General features: G+C 41.8%; 16 protein-coding genes. 3 read left to right on the plus strand and 13 right to left on the minus strand.

What is annotated here, in order from left to right:
- Positions 1-103 precede the first annotated feature (103 nt).
- Positions 104-1,144: a LacI family DNA-binding transcriptional regulator gene (locus NQ550_RS21460; RefSeq protein ID WP_025578005.1), complete on the plus strand. Its 1,041-nt coding sequence runs from the start codon at positions 104-106 to the stop codon at positions 1,142-1,144.
- A 288-nt stretch (positions 1,145-1,432) separates the two neighbouring features.
- Here NQ550_RS21460 and NQ550_RS21465 read toward each other — a convergent pair whose 3' ends face one another.
- The 10 genes from NQ550_RS21465 to NQ550_RS21510 form a co-directional block, all read right to left on the minus strand.
- A complete protein-coding gene (locus tag NQ550_RS21465; RefSeq protein ID WP_025578002.1) occupies positions 1,433-4,579 on the minus strand; it encodes an ATP-binding protein in 3,147 nt (1,048 codons plus the stop codon).
- 326 nt (positions 4,580-4,905) lie between these two features.
- Positions 4,906-5,733, minus strand: a complete 828-nt coding sequence (locus NQ550_RS21470) for a carbohydrate ABC transporter permease (RefSeq protein WP_022380181.1) — start codon at positions 5,731-5,733, stop codon at positions 4,906-4,908.
- Entirely contained in the window at positions 5,726-6,625 is a 900-nt protein-coding gene (locus tag NQ550_RS21475; RefSeq protein WP_020993240.1) for a carbohydrate ABC transporter permease, read from the minus strand. The genes NQ550_RS21470 and NQ550_RS21475 overlap by 8 nt, the downstream gene beginning before the upstream one ends.
- A 197-nt stretch (positions 6,626-6,822) precedes the next feature.
- The gene (locus NQ550_RS21480) at positions 6,823-8,112 is read right to left on the minus strand and encodes an ABC transporter substrate-binding protein (RefSeq protein ID WP_008705435.1); all 1,290 of its coding nucleotides are present in this window, start codon (positions 8,110-8,112) and stop codon (positions 6,823-6,825) included.
- 327 nt (positions 8,113-8,439) lie between these two features.
- A complete protein-coding gene (locus tag NQ550_RS21485) occupies positions 8,440-8,949 on the minus strand; it encodes a hypothetical protein (RefSeq protein WP_025577999.1) in 510 nt (169 codons plus the stop codon).
- 7 nt (positions 8,950-8,956) lie between these two features.
- Positions 8,957-9,895 (minus strand): helix-turn-helix transcriptional regulator, encoded by a 939-nt coding sequence (locus NQ550_RS21490; protein WP_025577998.1) that lies wholly within the window; start codon positions 9,893-9,895, stop codon positions 8,957-8,959.
- Between the two features lie 122 nt (positions 9,896-10,017).
- Positions 10,018-10,932, minus strand: a complete 915-nt coding sequence (locus tag NQ550_RS21495) for a 4Fe-4S binding protein (protein WP_025577997.1) — start codon at positions 10,930-10,932, stop codon at positions 10,018-10,020.
- Entirely contained in the window at positions 10,933-11,097 is a 165-nt protein-coding gene (locus tag NQ550_RS21500) for a CD1871A family CXXC motif-containing protein (RefSeq protein ID WP_044996303.1), read from the minus strand.
- 3 nt (positions 11,098-11,100) lie between these two features.
- The gene (locus NQ550_RS21505; protein WP_025577995.1) at positions 11,101-12,303 is read right to left on the minus strand and encodes a TlpA family protein disulfide reductase; all 1,203 of its coding nucleotides are present in this window, start codon (positions 12,301-12,303) and stop codon (positions 11,101-11,103) included.
- Between the two features lie 433 nt (positions 12,304-12,736).
- Positions 12,737-13,843, minus strand: coding sequence for an RNA-guided endonuclease TnpB family protein (locus tag NQ550_RS21510; RefSeq protein WP_330671086.1), 1,107 nt, complete (start codon positions 13,841-13,843; stop codon positions 12,737-12,739).
- A 591-nt stretch (positions 13,844-14,434) separates the two neighbouring features.
- Between NQ550_RS21510 and NQ550_RS21515 the strand changes: the two genes are divergently transcribed.
- Positions 14,435-15,103 (plus strand): response regulator transcription factor, encoded by a 669-nt coding sequence (locus tag NQ550_RS21515; RefSeq protein WP_025580886.1) that lies wholly within the window; start codon positions 14,435-14,437, stop codon positions 15,101-15,103.
- Positions 15,104-15,252: 149 nt separating this feature from the next.
- Positions 15,253-16,413 carry a sensor histidine kinase gene (locus tag NQ550_RS21520; protein ID WP_025580884.1) on the plus strand — a complete coding sequence of 387 codons (1,161 nt, stop codon included), beginning with the start codon at positions 15,253-15,255 and terminating at the stop codon, positions 16,411-16,413.
- Between the two features lie 25 nt (positions 16,414-16,438).
- On the opposite strand, the gene NQ550_RS21525 is transcribed toward NQ550_RS21520, so the two are convergent.
- From NQ550_RS21525 to NQ550_RS21535, 3 genes are all read right to left on the minus strand, one after another.
- Positions 16,439-17,494: a threonine aldolase family protein gene (locus NQ550_RS21525; RefSeq protein WP_025580883.1), complete on the minus strand. Its 1,056-nt coding sequence runs from the start codon at positions 17,492-17,494 to the stop codon at positions 16,439-16,441.
- 105 nt (positions 17,495-17,599) lie between these two features.
- A complete protein-coding gene (locus NQ550_RS21530; RefSeq protein ID WP_025580881.1) occupies positions 17,600-18,004 on the minus strand; it encodes a DUF1284 domain-containing protein in 405 nt (134 codons plus the stop codon).
- A 170-nt stretch (positions 18,005-18,174) separates the two neighbouring features.
- Positions 18,175-19,050 (minus strand): DMT family transporter, encoded by an 876-nt coding sequence (locus NQ550_RS21535; RefSeq protein WP_025580879.1) that lies wholly within the window; start codon positions 19,048-19,050, stop codon positions 18,175-18,177.
- Between the last annotated feature and the right edge of the window lie 15 nt (positions 19,051-19,065).

A 19,065-nucleotide genomic window follows, 5' to 3' on the forward strand; every position in this document is an offset into this window, starting at 1 on the left:
ATACTTGTGTTAACAATATAGCTGTAAATTCATACAGCAATCTGACATCCTGGTTCTGACATAAGTATCATAAAACACTGCACCCCAAGAAAGGAGGTCTCCTATGACGCTGAGAGAAATTGCAGCAGAAGCAGGCGTATCGATTTCAACAGTCTCACGTGTAATCAATCAAAGTACTAATAGCCCCGTGAGCAGGGAAGTTCAAGACCGTATATGGGAAATAGCCAAACGTACCAATTATATTCCAAGACATTCAAAAAAAAATACTGTAGAACCTGATTCATCTTCCACAGAACCATTTCGTTCTATTGCCTGTCTCTTTGCACGGGTTCCGGATGGAGCATCTGATTATTTCTTCTCTACATTGGCCAAAAATATTGAACAGGAAGCATTCCGTCATAACTATATTTTAAAGTACACATTTTCTGCTTTTGATATCGATGATCCTTTTACTCTACAGTTAATTGCCAGCAATGATATTGACGGCATTGCCGTTTTGGGTCGTTGTGATAAAGAGCTTTTGAAATTTCTGAAAAAACATTTCCAGTATGTTGTTTATTCCGGTCTGAATAATCTGGATGCAAAATATGATCAGATTATCTGTGATGGAACACAAATCAGTTATGATGTCGTAACCCGCCTTATAGAACAGGGTCATAGAAAAATCGCTTACATCGGCGAAACACAGAATGAAAACCGGTATGTTGGATACTGTTCTGCATTGACAGATGCAGATATTTCTGTCAGTCCCAAATACGTCTCTAACATTGTTCATTCCACAGAAGAGGGATACAAAGGTGTCTGCCATCTTCTTAAAAGCGGCTGTGATGCAACTGCTTTCTTCTGTGCTGATGATATTACGGCAATCGGTGCAATGAAAGCTATCAAGGAATACGGTCTTCGCATTCCCGAAGATGTATCCGTTGCCAGCATTGATGATATCGATACAGCACAATATCTGACTCCCTCATTAACAACAGCACACATTCCTCTTGATGAAATGGGAAAAATGGCAGCCAAAATACTGATTGACCGTATTGAGGGCGGTCATGAAAAGCATTTAAAAATATTATTTCCTTATGATATCATCGAACGTAAGAGTACTGCTGCTTTCCGTAAAATCCATGGCAACCCTCAAAAATAATTTGCTTATAGCAATCCTCGTAAATAATGTATCTTAATCCAATTAATTCTGCAGTGGATGAACGCAAAAAGGAAGGTGCAAACCACATTTCTATGATTTGCACCTTCTCTTATTCTATGTCAGTAGTTCAATCTCAGAGAAAACTCTTTCAGCAATCAGTCTTATCAGCCTTCCTGTGATGACTGTCAGTTCTGTGACTCACGCCTTTCTCTACTCATATTTTCGTCATCCAGACTTTTAACTCTATTTATGATAACTTACTCATAACAACAGACCTTACAGATGGCATCACTTTCCACAGCACTCCACAATAGTTTTCTCCACATCTTCTATCTGAAAGGGTTTTGCCAGATGTGCGGTCATGCCGGCTGCGAGACATCTTTTTGCATCTTCCTCAAATGCGTTTGCAGTCATTGCAATGATCGGAATTGTTTTTGCATCTGCCCTGTCCATAGCACGTATGGCTTTTGTTGCTGCAATACCATCCATAACAGGCATCATGACATCCATTAATATGGCATCAAAAATTCCCGGAGGATTATTTTCGAAGTGCTCCACCGCCTGTCTGCCGTTTTTTGCAACTGTAACCTTCGCACCGTCATCTGTCAGCAGCATTTCTATGATTTCAGCATTAAGCTCATTATCCTCGGCTGCCAGCAGATGCAATCCACGAATATCATATTTCTCAGCAATTTCCTCATCCTTTTTCTGTTCCTGGGCAATCTCAAATGGAATGATAATGACAAACACAGATCCAACTCCCACCTGACTTGTCACTTCAATACTTCCATTCATCTGCTCAATCAAGCCTTTAGTGATCGCCATTCCCAGACCGGTTCCCTGATAAACACTACGGGCATCTGTTTTTTCCTGTGAGAACGGATCAAAAATATGACTCAGGAACTCCGGACTCATCCCTATACCTGTATCAGAAATCGTCCATCTGTATGTACAGATTCCATCATGTACATCTGCAGCCTCCATTACCGTAGTGATCTTTCCTCCCGGCCGGTTATACTTAATACAGTTTCCATAGATGTTCAGAAAAATCTGGCGAAGATGCAGTGAGCTTCCATAGACATAAGGATAAGGGATATTCTCCTTATTTTTCTCATAAATCCACTGAATATCCTCATCTGCTGCCTTGTGAGTGATAATACTCTCAATCTCATAGACCAGATCTTTAAGACAGATATATTCATGAGTCAGAACAATATGACCTTCCTCTATTTTACTCATCTGCAGAACATCATTGATAAGAGAGAGCAGATAATTCGCTGCTATCTTCATCTTTTTATGATTTTCCTGTATCAGTTCCTTATCCTCAAAATGAGTCTCGTCAATCTTTAACAGACCAATAATACCATTCAGAGGTGTCCTGATATCATGGCTCATTCGGCTGAGGAAATTCGTTTTTGCCCTGCTCTCGGCACGCATCTCATTGAATGCTGCCTGAAGGCGCGCCTGTTCCTGCTCATCCCGTTCATGTCTCTGTGTGGTATCCTGAAGCAGAATGATCGCATAGATCATAGGCACCTCAGCAAGAATTTCTGTATCAAACACCACCATCCTGGTCATAAGAACTGTTTTCTGTACCCAGCGGATACTTCCATCATCTTCGCGGGCACAATATTCCACAGACATATTGGTTTCTCCGTTCTCAAACCTCTTACGAAGCTTTTCGCAATTATCTGTCATACAGTAACCGGCAATTGTTTCCTGAGTAATTTTTTTCTCATATTCCCAGCAATAATCCTGATAAGAACATGGAAGCGGGTAGTCCATAAAAAGTTCCCGGCTCTTCTGTTCTTTTCCATTCAATACGATTCTTCTTTCCAGAACATCCTTTGTCAGATTTACTGTATAGATCACATCTGACAATTCCAGAAGCGCATCCACATAGCTGTCATTTTCCAGGATTGACTGTTTCAGTTGTTCATAATAGAGCTGAAGCTGCTCTTTTGCACCTGTCTGACCTTCAGAAGTCTTTCGGATGGTTTCAAATGCCAGAAGAAAATGATGCAGCTTTTTGTCCTCATCCCAGTCCACCGGAATCAGTGTCAGGCGGTTATATGCCCCCTGTTTTCCGATATTATACTCATATTCCAGCACGTCTTCCTTCGTATGCATCTTCTTTTGAAGCTCCGAAATCTGCAGCCCTTCGCGGATATCTGCCTGACAGGACTTTTCAATCTGTTCCTCTATGATCTGTTCCACAGCACCGGAATATGCACCATCAGAGGCCAGGAAAAAATTCTCACTGGAACGGATTGCCCGATAAGTATCCATCCTGGCATCACAGTACAGACAATCCGAGAAATTACTGCCATGCTGATTAAGCAGCTTTAACAGCTGATATCCCTGATGCTTTTCTGCAGCAGCTTCTTCCCTTTTTACATGATTCTTATTGATATACATGTTTTTGTCTGCGCAATTAAACAGTTCTCTCATTGTACTTCCGGGAAAATCGCCGGCCAGTGCAAAGCCTGCTGCATAGCTCAGGGGAGTATCCGGATACACTTTGGATTCCTCTCTCATATCTCTGCGCACCTTTTCAAGGCACTGTGTCATCTGTTCCCTGTCCAGTCCATGGGTAACTGCAAGAAACTCATCTCCACCTGCTCTTCCCACAAACTGCTCTGCCGGCATGGAAGCCCGCAGGCAGATGGCAAATCTACGGATATAGGCATCACCGGCTTCATGACCTCTGCTGTCATTAATACGCCGGAGATTATTAAGATCAAAACTGCAGACACCGGTATCTGCATCCGGTTCTTCCTCACTCAGTAATTCTTCACATTTATTTTTGTTCGGAAGTCCCGTCGCATCATCCAGATATACCTTTCGCTGCAGCAGGCGGTTCATTGCAGCATATTGTATTGCTTTGATGAATTCATATCCGATCAACAGCATCAGCACAACAATATCTGCTGTGATATATTTCTCAAGCAATGATAAGGATGTGGCTTTTTTCTGCGAATATTTTTCAGCCAGGCCTGTTGCTTCATCGCAGATCACAAAAAACTCCTCACTTTCCGGAATAATATCTGTGTTTCTGGCTCCTTTGAACCTCACAAGATAAATTTTCTTATACAGGTCAGAGAATTTATCATCCAGTTCCTGCATTTTATTCTGAAAATCAACATCATTGAGACGTACAAGATTTAATTCATCATTTCCATTTCGCAAACCGTCAATAAAAGTTCTTATATCATGGATCATCTCATTTTCCTGCTGCATGGAAAGCTCCAGTTTTATGAGTCTCTGTGTCTCTCCCCTGACTAAACCGGTATAATTTACAATACGGGCCGTTCCCTGAATATCTGAGACAATTCCCATCATTATGATAATAAGGATAGCCATAATAACTGCCAGAACACCAATACTGACCTGAATAATACTTGATTTCTTTTTCTTATTCTTTACTTCGGACATGGCCCTCCCCCTTTTGTTTTATTTTGGAAAAATACTTTCCGCATTCTAACTATTTTACCGTACTTTTTCCGTTATGCCTACCACAAATTTATTAATACTATATCGATTCCATAAAATAATGCTACCTTTTCGGAACCATATGGTTCTGTATAGTTGCAGTAATGCATATTAATTAAGAGGCTTGCTATAAATTTCCAAACAGGCATCAAAAACACCCGGCAAAATTACTTTTCATAATCTGCCGGGTGTTCTCTTTCGCCCTCTCTGTATAGATTATTGATAATGTCTTCCAGACGGTCGAAGTTATATTTTTCTTTTTCAGTTTTTTATTTGACTGCTCCGGTAATACCTTCTGCAAACTGTTTCTGTAATACAAAGAATACGATCATTGTAGGAATAGAACAGAACAATACACCGCACATCAGCATACCATAATCTGTCACATAACCTGTGATCAGGTTGGCGATCAGCATTGGCATGGTCATTGCCTTGTTGTCTGTCATGATTACCTTTGGCCACAGATAAGAGTTCCATGCATTCATAAAGGTAATAACAGCAGCCGCTGCATATGTAGATTTCATTGTAGGAATGAACATCTGGAAGAAAATCCTTACTTCATTGAGTCCGTCAATACGTGCAGCTTCAATAATATCAACCGGGAATGATCTGGCATTCTGACGGAACATCATGATCATAAACGGCGTGGAAATAATCGGAAGGATAAAACCTACTGCTGTATTCAAAAGTCCTGCCTTGGAGAACATTTTGAATAACGGAACCATAGTTGCAACCTGCGGAACCATCATAGCCAGAAGCAGGATTGAAAATACTCTGTCTTTCCACTTATCATGGTAAACTTCAAATCCGTAACCTGCGATAGAGCAGATCAGAAGACAGATCACTGTAGTAAGGATTGCATAAAAGAAGGAGTTTCCAAGTGCTCTCCACAGTGGCTGCTGGGATGTAAGATTACGGAAGTTTTCCATAAAATGGCTTCCCGGAATAATTCGTCCACGTGATACATCTGTGGATGTATTAGTTGCAGCTGAAATCATCCAGTATAACGGGAATACTGAAATAAATGACACGATGATCAGAAAAATATAGGTTGGAATCAATCTTCTCTGAATGGCTGATTTGTTTTTCTTAGTCACGTGTATCACCTACTTTCAAATTAATAAATGCAAGTACAGCTACCATAATGAATATGATAAATGACATTGCTGCTGCATATCCAAAGTTTGGTACGTTAATAAAACATGTATTGTAAATATAGTGGGACATTGTGATTGTTGAGTTTGCCGGTCCACCCTTTGTCAGGTTGACAGACTCATCGAACAGCTGCAGTGTACCATTAATTGACATGATAAATGTCATGATAATTGTCGGTTTCAGAAGCGGAACAGTAATCTTCCAGAAAGTCTTCCAGCCATTGGCGCCATCAATCTTTGCTGCTTCATATACAGAATATTCAATATTCTGAAGTCCTGCCAGATAGAATACCATATTATATCCTGTCCATCTCCAGATCAGCGCAAGGATAATTACAATCTTGGCACTGGCGGAATTCCCCAGGAAATTATAGCCGGTAGATAAGATTCCAAGTTTGATCAGAATACTGTTGATCAGACCATCTGTAGCAAACATGGAACGGAAGATCAATGAATAGGATACCAGGGATGTCGCACATGGAAGAAATACACAAGTACGGAAAAATCCCTTAAATTTCAAATCTTTGTTATTCAGAAGCTGTGCCAGAAGAATTGCCAGTATCAGCATGATCGGCACCTGAATGATCAGATACAGGAATGTATTTGCAATAGACTGCTGAAATACCTTGTCTGCCAGAATACGTTTATAGTTGCTGAAGATCGGATCTGCAAATCTCATATTTGCTCCGGCTCCGGTCTGCAGGGAAATGATAAATGCACGTATCATTGGATAAAAGCTCATGATCGCGATCATGATAGTTGCAGGAGCCAGGAACGTCCATCCTGCTGCCCTCTGCTTGCCAAGCAGAGACATACCTTTTTTCTTAGAATTCACGTGAACTCCTCCTTTCAAAAAACTCTGTAACTGTTCAGCATTTTGCCGGACAATTACCAACTCTTTGCAGTAAGATGGGGGACTGCTGGCAGTCCCCCGCACTTACCTGTTTTCATTCACTTAATCACTGTCTACAGATTGCTTCACAGTTTCACTGTTCCCGCAATCCTGACATCATCTGATCCTGCGATCAGAATTTATTCAGTCATCTTGAATGCCAGAGTATCCTGAGCTTCCTGAAGGGCATCTTCTACAGGTGTGCCGTTTACGATATTTACAACTGCTGTGTTGACGCATTCTCTTGATTCATAATGATACGGTGTTTTTGTGAACTCCGGAATATGAGAAGAGTATTCTACAATTGTGGAGAAGATTGGCTGTCCACCAAAGAATTCATTTGGCTCGTTGTAAACCTTAGATTCACCTGCCGGCAGATAACAGGAGATTGCACCTGCTTCCGGAAGGATTGTATCATAGAACTCTGTGCTGGAACCAAATGTACTTGCAAGGAAATCTTCTGCAAGTTCTACATTCTGGCAGTTGGATGTAACATACCAGGAAGATCCACCATTGTTTGCATAGTTTGTAGCTGTATCAACATCGTCTACTTTAGGCATTGTTGTGATCTGCCACAGACCCTTCTGATCTTCTGTAGACATCAGAGTAGCTGTGATCCAGTTACCATTTACAATACCTGCTGCCTCACCGCCTGTAATAGTAGCGATATATTCATCCCAGTTATTTACAAGTTTAACAACGTCATTCTTAACCAGATCTACATAAAGATTGATGCATTTCTCTGCAACTTCATTGCCTACGATGTAAGCTTCGCCATCTTCGTTTACGAAGTTAGCTCCGCAGGACTGCATCATCATCATCAGAGTATCGCCACCTGTAGCTTCACTTGTAAGAAGATATTTTCCGGTTTTTTCATGAACATCTTTACCGATTTCCATGAACTTGGACCATGTGATATCTGTCAGATCATCAATAGTATATCCTGCCTCGTCAAGGATATCTGTACGATAGCATGCAATAACAGCACCATTATCAAACGGAACACCATAGTGTGTATCATCTACCATGGAATAGGACTGTTTCAGTTTACCAAAATCATCCCAGTTAATGTTGATATCTTTCAGATCTGTGAATGCATCCGGATAGCTCTTCAGATATTTCTGATAGCTGTTGTCCTGCATAAGAACGATATCAGGAAGTGTGCTGTAATCGCCTGCATTTGCTGCTGTTGTCAGTTTAGTCTGGCAGTCATCAGAAGATGTCTCTACGATATCTACAGAAAATCCCTCATGATCTTTTGCATACTGATCTGCTGCGATCTGCATGGATTTGATGTTGAAGTTCTGATCCCACGCCCATACAGTTAACTTGTTGTCATCATCAGATTTCGCAAAAACAGCTGTAGCTGATCCTGCAAAGGATGCTACCATAGCACCGGTCATTAATACTGCGAGTAATTTTTTTCTCATATTTATATCCTCCTTTATTAAGCTTATTCTTTCTTCCGAATCGCTTGTAAGTTGATTATAGCATCCGATTTTCAGGTATAGTTTGCATAACCGCACACATAATGTGCAATTTCGACCATTTTATGTATTTTGCACTATTAAAAATATTTAAAAATATATTTTTTGTTCACTTTCTCATTTACTATGTTTTTACTATGTAATTTTAATAACAAAGGCCACTTTCATGGACAAAAAAATATATATTTTTGTCTTTAAAAATGACCTTTGTTATTATTTCATAAATTTTCCGTTCAATTTTTGTACATATTTTACAGTTTTTAATTCATTTTATGCAAAATAGACTTTTTCAGGATATTGTGTTTTCATCGCATGAAGCAGTTCCTCATTAAGATCAAGAAGCAGTTTTATTTTGTGCCCGTCTTCCCGGATGATCATTGTATAATAAGGAGTATCTTCATCATAAGAGGTATAATCGTATTTTTTCAGCTTCTCCGTTCCACCATTCTTTTTGTACCTTGCAACACTTTCATGCCAGTGCGGTGCCACTGTCTCCAGATTACTCAGTTCCAGTATATGAGCTGTTTTGCGATACTTCTTGCCATAGATCACATCTATTTCAAACTGACCGTTTTCCATCATGTATTCATAATCCTTCTGACTGAATATATCAAAGACAAAATACAGCCCCGCAAGCAGAAATCCCGGAAGCATAAATGCCTGGGAAATCGTGATTCCCATAACCACAAAAAGCACTGCAAAAATAATCATTACCACACACAGGACTCCGGACATACTCTTTTTCTTTCTTGATACCTGCTCCACAATCTTATAGTTCATAACTTTTTTACCATCCTTCCTCTGAATGAATATCGAAATCCAAAAGCTGCTGTTCATAATTCTCCGGCCGTTTTCTCCATTCAACCGGAGTCACTCCCATTATCTGTCTGAAGTTCCGGTTAAACGTTGAATTGGTCGTGAAACCACATTTGTGCGCAATATCTGCCACCGGTGTATCTGTTTTCTGCAGAAATTCACAGGCAGTATGAATCCGCACAGAATTAATATACTCCAGAGGACTTACCTTCATATGCGATGTAAACACTCTTCTGAAATGAGTTTCACTGATATGGCAGATCTTCGCCAGATCCTCTATCCGGATATCCTCCATATAGTGATAAGAAACAAAATCCAGTACGCGGGTGATCATATTTGTAAGTTTCCCTGTTTCCTCTTCCACCCTGTCTTCCGGTGAAGCCCGGTTCAGTCTGGCAATTTCTACTAGTAATGCCGCAAGAACTCCACTGGATTCTTCAATATAAAATTCTTCTCCCTCACGCATGATATTCATGATCTTAAGAATTTTTGCAGCTATAGAGGGGGACTCATTCTCTTTCAGAAATAAAGCCTTAGAATATATTCTCTGAATCATTTTTTCAGCCTTTACCGGATTGTTCAGAAATTTTTTCATAAAACCTTCCACATCTATGAAAAGATACTCCCATTTACTGACCGTACCCAGATCACTGTTAGTCGTATGAGCATAATTGGGTGGAATCACCGTAAATTCTCTTCCCGAAAACCGCATTTTAGCCTCACCAAACGCCATAACTCCATCCCCTTCGTAACAGAAACCAATCTCCAGATAATTATGAAAATGAAGATAATCCACATCATTTCCATAATTCTGAACCCACTTCTGCCCCAGAAGAGCCAGAATCGGACTTCCGGCAGGCATCTGGTAATAGCGGAATTCCATCTTCGGTTTTTTTCTCTTCTTTGCCATACAGTCACCTCATTTTCTGTTCTGTATTTTCACAATATGATTCTACCAGTTTTTTATATATTTTTCGATATTTTTGTACATTTTCCAACAAAAACATACAAAAACACCTGGCAGACTACTTTTTATAGTCTGTCAGGTGTTTTTCTGATCCCACACTGGATTGCATCTGTCGGGCAAACTTTCTTGCACCTGCCGCAGCGGATACATTCCGGACTGTTGGAGTTTTCCACAGGGTCTACGATCATCTGGCATGCTTTTGCACATTTTCCGCATTTTATACACTTATCTTTATCCACTCTGTACTTATACAGAGAGACAGGATTAAAGATGGAATAAAGTGCTCCCAGGGGACAGATATATTTGCAGAACGGACGGTAGATCATAATGGAGAGAATGATCGTTATGACAAGGATCACATTCTTCCATATGTACAGCCAGCCCAGTGCACTGCGCATGGATTTATTCAGAAGTACCAGTGGCAGTCCGCCCTCCAGTGTTCCTGCCGGGCAGATAAGCTTACAGAAGTACGGTGCACCCTGTCCCATAATATCCACCAGAAACAATGGAAGCAGGATCACAAATACTGCAAAAATCACATATTTCAGCTTACGAAGCAGCTTGTCGCCTTTGAATGTGCGGATTTTCTTAGGAAACGGAATCTTATTCAGCAGATCCTGAATCAATCCGAAGGGACAGAGAAAACCGCAGATCAGCCTTCCCACCATAGCTCCGATGAAGATAAGAAATCCCACCACATAATAAGCCATTTTGAAATTCCAGCTCCCTATCACAGCCTGAAGAGAACCGATAGGACAGGCACCAACAGCACCGGGGCAGGAATAGCAGTTCAGGCCCGGAACACAGGCATTTTTCAATTTGCCTGTGTAAATTTTGCCTGTGACAAAGCCGGTAACATGACTGTTTGTAATGAACGCCCATAGTGCCTGGATTCCGTGGCGGGGCCACTCATTGATCTTCATATTTTTTGTGTTTTGTTTCTTATTACTTTTGTTATCGCTGTTCTTTTTGTTACTCATTTATCCTATTCCTACACATTCCATACAGATATTAATGGCTTTTGTAAACACCACTGCCAGCTCTCCGCGGGAAATCCCATATCCCATAAAGCAGACTCCTACAAGCATAAGAATCAACGCCGGCCATTTACTGTTCCATATTTTGCTGGTTTTCAATTCATCCATTTTTTATTTTCCCTCTGTTACATTCTCCAGCTCTTTTTCCACGATCTCTTTCCACTCGTCCAGACTGTGGCTTCCGGAGTAAGTTTCGCCTACAATATTTCCGTTCTTATCAACAAAGAAAGTTTCCGGGAAAGCGGAGATTCCATTAAGACGTCCGTTCATCATTCCGGAATCCGGGATCAGGAATGGATAGGATGCCTTTGTTTTCTTCTGAAGTACCTGAGCCTTTTTCACTGCTTCCTGATCCTGCTTTCCACCACTGCCTACTGTATCCAGTGTCACGCCTACTACTCCCACACCTTTATCCTTCATCTCCTGATAAAGTTTCTCCAGATCAGGAATCTCATTGACACATGGAGAACACCAGGTGGTGAAAATATTTACCATAGTCAGATCATATTTGCTAAAGATATCCTGTGTGTAAGTTTTTCCATCAACTCCTGTTGTTTCAAATTTACCTACATTTGTTCCTTCAGTCGCCTCTGTACTGTCAGAAGTATCCTGTGGCTGGTCAAATGCAGAGAGCATCTGGAAAGGAGTCATTTCTGTAAGTGTTACCTCAATCCCCTCCACGTCCTTTAACAGATCTGCATCCGCATCCTTGTTTGTGCTGAGATAATATTTATATTTGCCATCACTGCTGGTGCCCAGTTCTTTATGCTCTGTACAGCCGGTAATCCTATCCAGATCTTTCTGGGATTCCTCATCATACATTCCGATCACACCTACTCTGCTGAGACTTTTCAGCCAATCGTCATATCCGGTGCCCATCTTATCCACCTCTGCATCCTTCTGCTCATCTGTCAGGGTGCACCAGCTTGCTGTAGCATATGTGACTGCATCTGCATTGTCATTCCATCTCTCATCTGTAAACATGGAAATGTTCTTCTTCTCCATCTGCTCTTTCAGATCTTTGGAAATCCCTAATTTCATTCCAAGGAATGGATATTCATAAGTATCCTGTGCCGGCTGAGCAATCTCTGACGGTTTGAAAGATCCTGCGATCAAGCCCTCGGAAGCTGCCACACTGCCATCTTCTGCTGCCTGAGCATCCTTTCCATCCATCTGAACCGCACCTGCACCGGCTTCCTCTGCAGGCACTGAAAGAGTTTCCTCTGCATGTGCAGTTACAATACCTCCCATAGATGTCACACTTAATACACCTGCTGCAAAAATCGCCATTAATCTCATTCTTCTGTTTTTCATTATAAGTAAGCTCCCTTCATTTTTTACTGTTATGATTTTTATATTACTTTTAAGCCAAGCCGATAAAAACATACACTTCTCTACCTGCTCCTAACCAAATAACTGCTTCACAGTTTAATTGGTTAATTCCTTATGTCTGTCCGCAGATTTGGATTTTGTCCCCGCATAACAGGCATCGTTTTATTGATATGCACACATTATAGCATCTGAGAAATAAAATCTGTGTTAAGAAAATAACTTTTTTCAAAATTTTATTTCATGGCCAGTCACAGACAAATCTGAAACTTGGTGACATGCTCTCGCCACTTAAATCTTACAGATTTTGAAGTGGGAGCTTCCTGCTCAATTGCCCTTCAGGGCAAAACTAAAACAGGCTATCCCCGCGTGTCCCGCGGTTCTTTTTTTTATCCGGTTACGGATCTTTTCTGTGCTATTATGCACATTTTTTATATATTCTTTTTCCTTCTTTCAGAATATTGACCGCCGCATTCACATCCCGGTCCATCCGGTTTCCACATTCGCATAGGTATATCCGTTCTGATAATGCCAGCTCTTTCTTCTTATGTCCGCATACGCTACATATCTTACTGGATGCAAAATATCTGTCTACTTTTATCAGATATTTTCCGCGTTCTTCCAGCTTATATCCGAGCATGGAAAGGAACTGGCCATATCCGTTATCCTGTATCCCTTTTCCGAAATGCAGGCCTCCGGCTATCCCCTTCAGGTTCAGATCCTCCACACATACTGCGTCATAGTCTTCTGCAAGGCTGTGGCTGAGCTTATGCTGGAAATCCTTCCTCTGGTTCTTTATCTTTTCATGATATAATGCAACCTTTTTCTTCTGTTTCTGATAGTTACGGCTTCCCTTTTCACATCTGGAAAGCTTTCTCTGTTCCCGGGCAAGTTTTTTCTCTGCATTCCGGTAAAACATGGGATATCCGGCCCTTTCACCGGTGGAAAATACACACATCCCATGCATGGCAAAATCAATCCCCAGAAATTTTTCCGCCTGTCTTTTCTCCACTGTTTGGTTTTCACAGTCGAACAGCAGGCTGGCAAAATATTTTCCGGACGGTTCCCTGCTCATAGTCACTGATTTCAGCTTCCATCCCTCCGGTATTATACGGTGGAGCTTTATTTTTACTGGCTGCATCTTTGGCAGTTTCAGGAACCCGTCCTGCAGACAGATATTCCCATTTACCATATTTGTTGTATAGGATTTCCGCGAATGTTTTTTTGATTTATAATGCGGAAATCCCACTCCCGGTTCCCGGAAAAATTTCCGGAAAGCCCCTTCCAGATTTAACTGTACATTCGCTAGCGCAAGAGAATCTACCTCTTTCAGCCATGGATATTCTTTTTTATATCCGGCCGGCGTATTTTTCAGCATCTTTTTTTCTTCCTGATAATGACGGATCTTATCCGCAAGCATCCGATTATAGAGAAAACGACTGCAGCCGATCGTCTTCTCTATCTGGGTTATCTGTTCTTTATTTGGATAGATCCTTATTTTTACTGCCCGGTTTATCTTTCTCACCCTGACTCTCTATATACTGATGGATTGTTTCAACAGGTGCTATATTTCAAAGATTTCTTTTGTTCTCTCTGACATCTTATCGTCCAGCATCTTTCTGCTATATTTCATAACCAGAATCAAACAAAAACACTGAATGAGAATTATTATCTAAACTCATTATGTACACTCACTTATTGCTTATTTCGACCGTCCAAATTCCAAGAGCATATTGTTCTTTTTTCTATTATAATATATTTATTGTGTCAGAACAAGTGTTTTGTGATTTTTTATAAATTTGAGCAGACATGCTCGAATGTGCAATTCATAGTGCAATTCATCCCATCACCTATAGAAGGCCACTGAAAAAGTCCTTTTTGCGTATAAATTAACACAAAATAAAGTACATCAATCAACTTTGAGACACTGTATATAGTATGAAAAAACAGTTTTTCAGCGGCGTCCCTATAGAGGTGAGGGAATTCTTGCTACGGTTGTTAAAAGAACTTTGTAATCGGATATTTTAATATGAAACATTTTCTTTTTTTACACGAATTTTATACTTCGTGTGCTATGATAAAACTATAAATCTAGAAATTCAAAAAGGAGACTATCATGCACATTTTAATTATAGAAGACGAAGAACAGCTCTGCCGTTCCATGGCAGAAGGACTCCGCATGGACGGATATGAAACAGATACCTGCTTTGACGGGGAAGAGGGACTGGAATTATGTATGACAGAGAATTACGACCTGATCCTTCTGGATCTGAACCTGCCGGGAATTGACGGTCTGGAAATCCTGCGTCAGTTCCGTACCTTCAATACCAATACTCCTGTTCTCATACTCTCCGCAAGAGTACAGATCCAGGATAAGGTGGAGGGTCTGGATCTGGGAGCCAACGATTACCTCACCAAACCATTTCATTTCGAGGAGCTGGAAGCCCGCATCCGCAGCCTTACCCGCCGTAAATTTATCCAGGAGGATGTCTGCCTGAGATGCAGCCGCATTACCTTTGACACACGCACAAGAGAAGCCAGTGTAGATGGCGCGCCTCTGGCTCTCACCAGAAAAGAAAGCTCACTTCTGGAATACTTTCTGCTTCACCGCAACCGGATCATCAGCCCTGAGGAAATGATCGAGCATCTCTGGGACGGCAGCGTAAACAGCTTCAGTAACTCCATCCGGGTGCACATTTCTTCTTTAAGGAAAAAACTGAGAACTGCCCTTGGATATGATCCTATACAGAATAAGATTGGACAGGGATATATTCTGGAAGAATAAAAATCATTCATATCTGTACAATAAATATTTTCAGATGTAAAACATCCCCCCTCCCCCGCCGCTTAGTGCTTCGCGCACTTGAAGCGGGGGAATGCTTATCTGCGTTCAAATACTACTATGTCATTATAATGAAACGAAAGGATTTATCTATGAAATTTTATTCAGAAAAACTTTCCCCCCGCAGGCTCTCCCTCCAGTGGAGGCTCACATTGCTGATCTCCGGACTGGTTATCACAGCCTGTGCACTGATGTATTTCTTTATCAGCCGTTCTGCTGTGACCGGTCTGGAAGGGATTTCCGACTATGTGGTTCTGGTCACCCCTGACAATTCAAACCCGATCTCTATCAATGTAGATCCAAAAATCCTCATCCCTGATCTGGAAAACCAGATCCAGAATACCAAAAATAAATTTCTGTTCCAGAGCATGATTGCCACAGGTATCATTATTCTTCTCAGCAGTATCTGTACCTGGTTTGTCACCAGAAGAGCCCTGACCCCTCTGCGCAGATTCAGTGACAGGATCAGCCAGGTACAGGCTCAGAATCTGTCTGAACCGCTGGAAGTCCCACTCTCAGAGGATGAGATCTCACGTCTGACCAGATCCTTTAATGACATGCTTGCCCGCCTGGACAATGCATTCTCTGCACAGAAGCAGTTTGTGGCAAGTGCAGCACATGAGCTTCGCACACCCTTAGCTGTAATGCAGACAAATTTGGAAGTTTTTTACAAGAAGCCGGAACACACACACCAGGAATACGACAGGCTTTTCACCATGCTTCAGGAACAGACCGGACGGCTTTCCCACCTTGCGGAAATTCTGCTGGACATGACAGGTCTTCAGACTGTAGAGCGTTCTGATACCATTTCCCTTGCAGCACTCACAGAAGAAGTTTTCTGCGATCTGGACCCGGTTGCAGAAAAGCATCAGATCCGGCTTATTCAGACAGAAGGTGACTGTACTGTTACAGGCAGCTATATCCTTCTGTACCGGGCAGTCTATAATCTGGTTGAAAATGCAATCAAATATAACCGGCCTTCCGGTTCCGTCACTGTAGGCATTCATTCTGCAGAGACTGCAGTCCTGGAGGTAACTGACACAGGCATCGGTATCTCCCCTGAAAATCAGGAGAAAATCTTTGATCCCTTCTACCGTGTGGACAAATCCCGCAGCCGCGCCATGGGCGGTGCCGGTCTGGGTCTTGCCCTTGTAAGCGAGATTGCCAGACAGCACAACGGCCAGGTAAAAGTAACCCAGAGCAGCGAAAAAGGCAGCACCATTGCCCTGATGCTGCCTGTAACACTCCTTTAAATCAACTGACCACTGATTTTTTCTCTTATTTATTTTTTTCCAGAATCTGAATCAGTTTCTGTGTATCTTCCATAGTAGTAGCCCAGCTTGTGGCAAAGCGGATCACAGAGTGTGTCTCATCATACTTCTCCCAGAATCCGAACTCCACATCCTGGGCTATTTCTTTCATTACATCATTAGACACAATACAGAAGATCTGGTTGGTAGGCGTATCCAGAGAAAGCTGATATCCATACTTCTTCAGTGCAGCCTTGATCTGCTCTGCAGCTTCCATTGCAGGTTTGCCGATCCGCAGGTACAGTCCGTCCGTAAACAGCTCACCAAACTGGATCCCGGCGATTCTTCCTTTGGCAAGCAATGCTCCATGCTGCTTGATGATTGTAAAGAAATGAGGAATCCGTCCTTTCTGCGGTATAACCACCGCTTCTCCAAACAATGCTCCGCATTTGGTTCCTCCAATGTAAAACGCATCACTAAATTCAGCCAGATCAGTGAGAGTCACATCGTTCTCCGGACTTGCCAGTGCATAGGCAAGGCGGGCGCCATCCACATAAAGGGGAAGATGATTTTCCCGGCAGACTTTGCTGAGAGCTGCTAATTCTTCTCTGGAATACAGGGTACCATATTCTGTTGGCTGGGAAATATATACCATTCCAGGCATTACCATATGCTCATAGTTGGCATCATCATAGAAATCCTTCACCAGCTTCTCAATCTGCTGTGCAGAGATTTTTCCATCTTTCTGCGGTACTATCAGAACCTTATGTCCACCAAATTCAATGGCGCCAGATTCATGGGTTGCAATATGGCCTGTATCCGCAGCCACAACTCCCTGATAGGATTTCAAAAGTGCATCGATCACTGTGGCATTGGTCTGTGTTCCGCCAACCAGCAGGAATACATCTGCCTCCGGTGCATTGCAGGCTTTTCTGATCTTTTCTTTCGCTTCTTCTGTATATGGATCCTGACCATATCCCACTGTTTTCTCCAGATTCGTCTCCATCAGCTTTTTCATGATCGCAGGATGTGCACCCTCCATGTAGTCACTGGCGAAATATAAACGTGATTCTGTATTTTCCATTTTTATCGTTATGTCCTTTCTACTGCACTATTTGCGCATCTGACTTTTTTATTCATAGCTTCTGTTCTGTACCGGAACGCTATTCATTCTGTAACTCTATTTTTCTTAGCATTTCTCCCATCTGCTCTTCTGGCTTTCACAGATGGAGTTCCACTGACAATTCCCACAGATTTCTTTCCTCTTTCCTGATGCCAGGATTTTCTTTTGAACAATATCTGTAAAATCATCAAATTCCATAATCTGTCCATTCTCCAGGCCACATAAATCCAGTACTGCATTGTCATATGCTTCTACAAGCGAAAAGGAAGAACAACATCCTTTTTCATTATTGGGACAGGCAGAACAGATCTCGTCTGTATCTGCATGAAGCTGTATCTTCGCTCCCTTCTGGAAAATATCCAGCATTTCCTGCATATGTGCGGAAAACCCATCACTGTATCCCTCACCCTTGAAATATGCAAGGCACATTCCATGGTGAGGGCGTAGTGGAATATTTTTTATAAAAGACATCTTTGTACACCCTTCTCCTTAATTTTTTAACATATTGGATACTTTAACACAAAGCGTTTTTATTGACAACTTTTTCTATTTTATAGTTTACAATCCAACAATTCTATATACTGATCGGATTTCATCAGACTTACTTGATAAAATCAAAAAAATCCTTTTTTACTTCTTCTTCATTTACCAGCCTTAGCTACCCTCATATTATAAAGAAAGGTACCCAATGATGCCAGAATAATCAGCACATATCCTGTAAAGCTGTACTTATCCGGAATCTCTCCAAACAGGATAAATCCCAGCATCGTGGCAAAAATAATCTGCGAATAATCAAAAATGGAAATCTTCCCTGCAGGTGCATAGGTGTATGCAGCCGTAATCGTAAACTGTCCACCCGCTGCGAATAATCCTGCCATCAGCAATGTCACAAGCTGCTTCATATTCATGGGTGTGAAATGGAACAACATCCACGGCACAACCGACAAACAGGAGAAAAATGAAAAATAAAACACGATAACCGGTCCCTTCACTCCGTGAGTTCCCAGTACACGCACCATCGTATAGGCAATTCCTGCCCCCAGTCCACCGCAGACTCCTATCAGTGCCGGAACAAGTGCCGCATTCTGAAATCCCGGTTTCACTACAAATAAACATCCTATAAACGCCAGCGCAACACACGCAGCCTGCACCGGTCTGATCTTTTCCTTTAACAAAAGGAATGAAAAAATAATCGCAAAAAACGGAGACAACTTATTCAGTATCGATGCATCTGCCACCAACAGATGATCAATGGCATAAAAGTTACACAGAATCCCCAGTGTCCCGCACACACAACGCAAAATCAGCGGTCCCCAGTATTTCTTATCCACCTTCGGCACTGTACGATTCTTACAGAGAATCGCCGCTGCAAACACCGCCGCCACCAGATTCCGGAAGAAACTCTTCTCCACAGACGGCAGATCACCTGCCAGACGTACACTCACATTCATACAAGCAAAGAAAAACGCCGACAGGATGATCATTATCATACCCTTTATGTAATTTTCCTGTTTCATCAGATTTAACCTGCC

This window comes from Blautia wexlerae DSM 19850 (assembly GCF_025148125.1).
GTDB lineage: Bacteria > Bacillota > Clostridia > Lachnospirales > Lachnospiraceae > Blautia_A > Blautia_A wexlerae.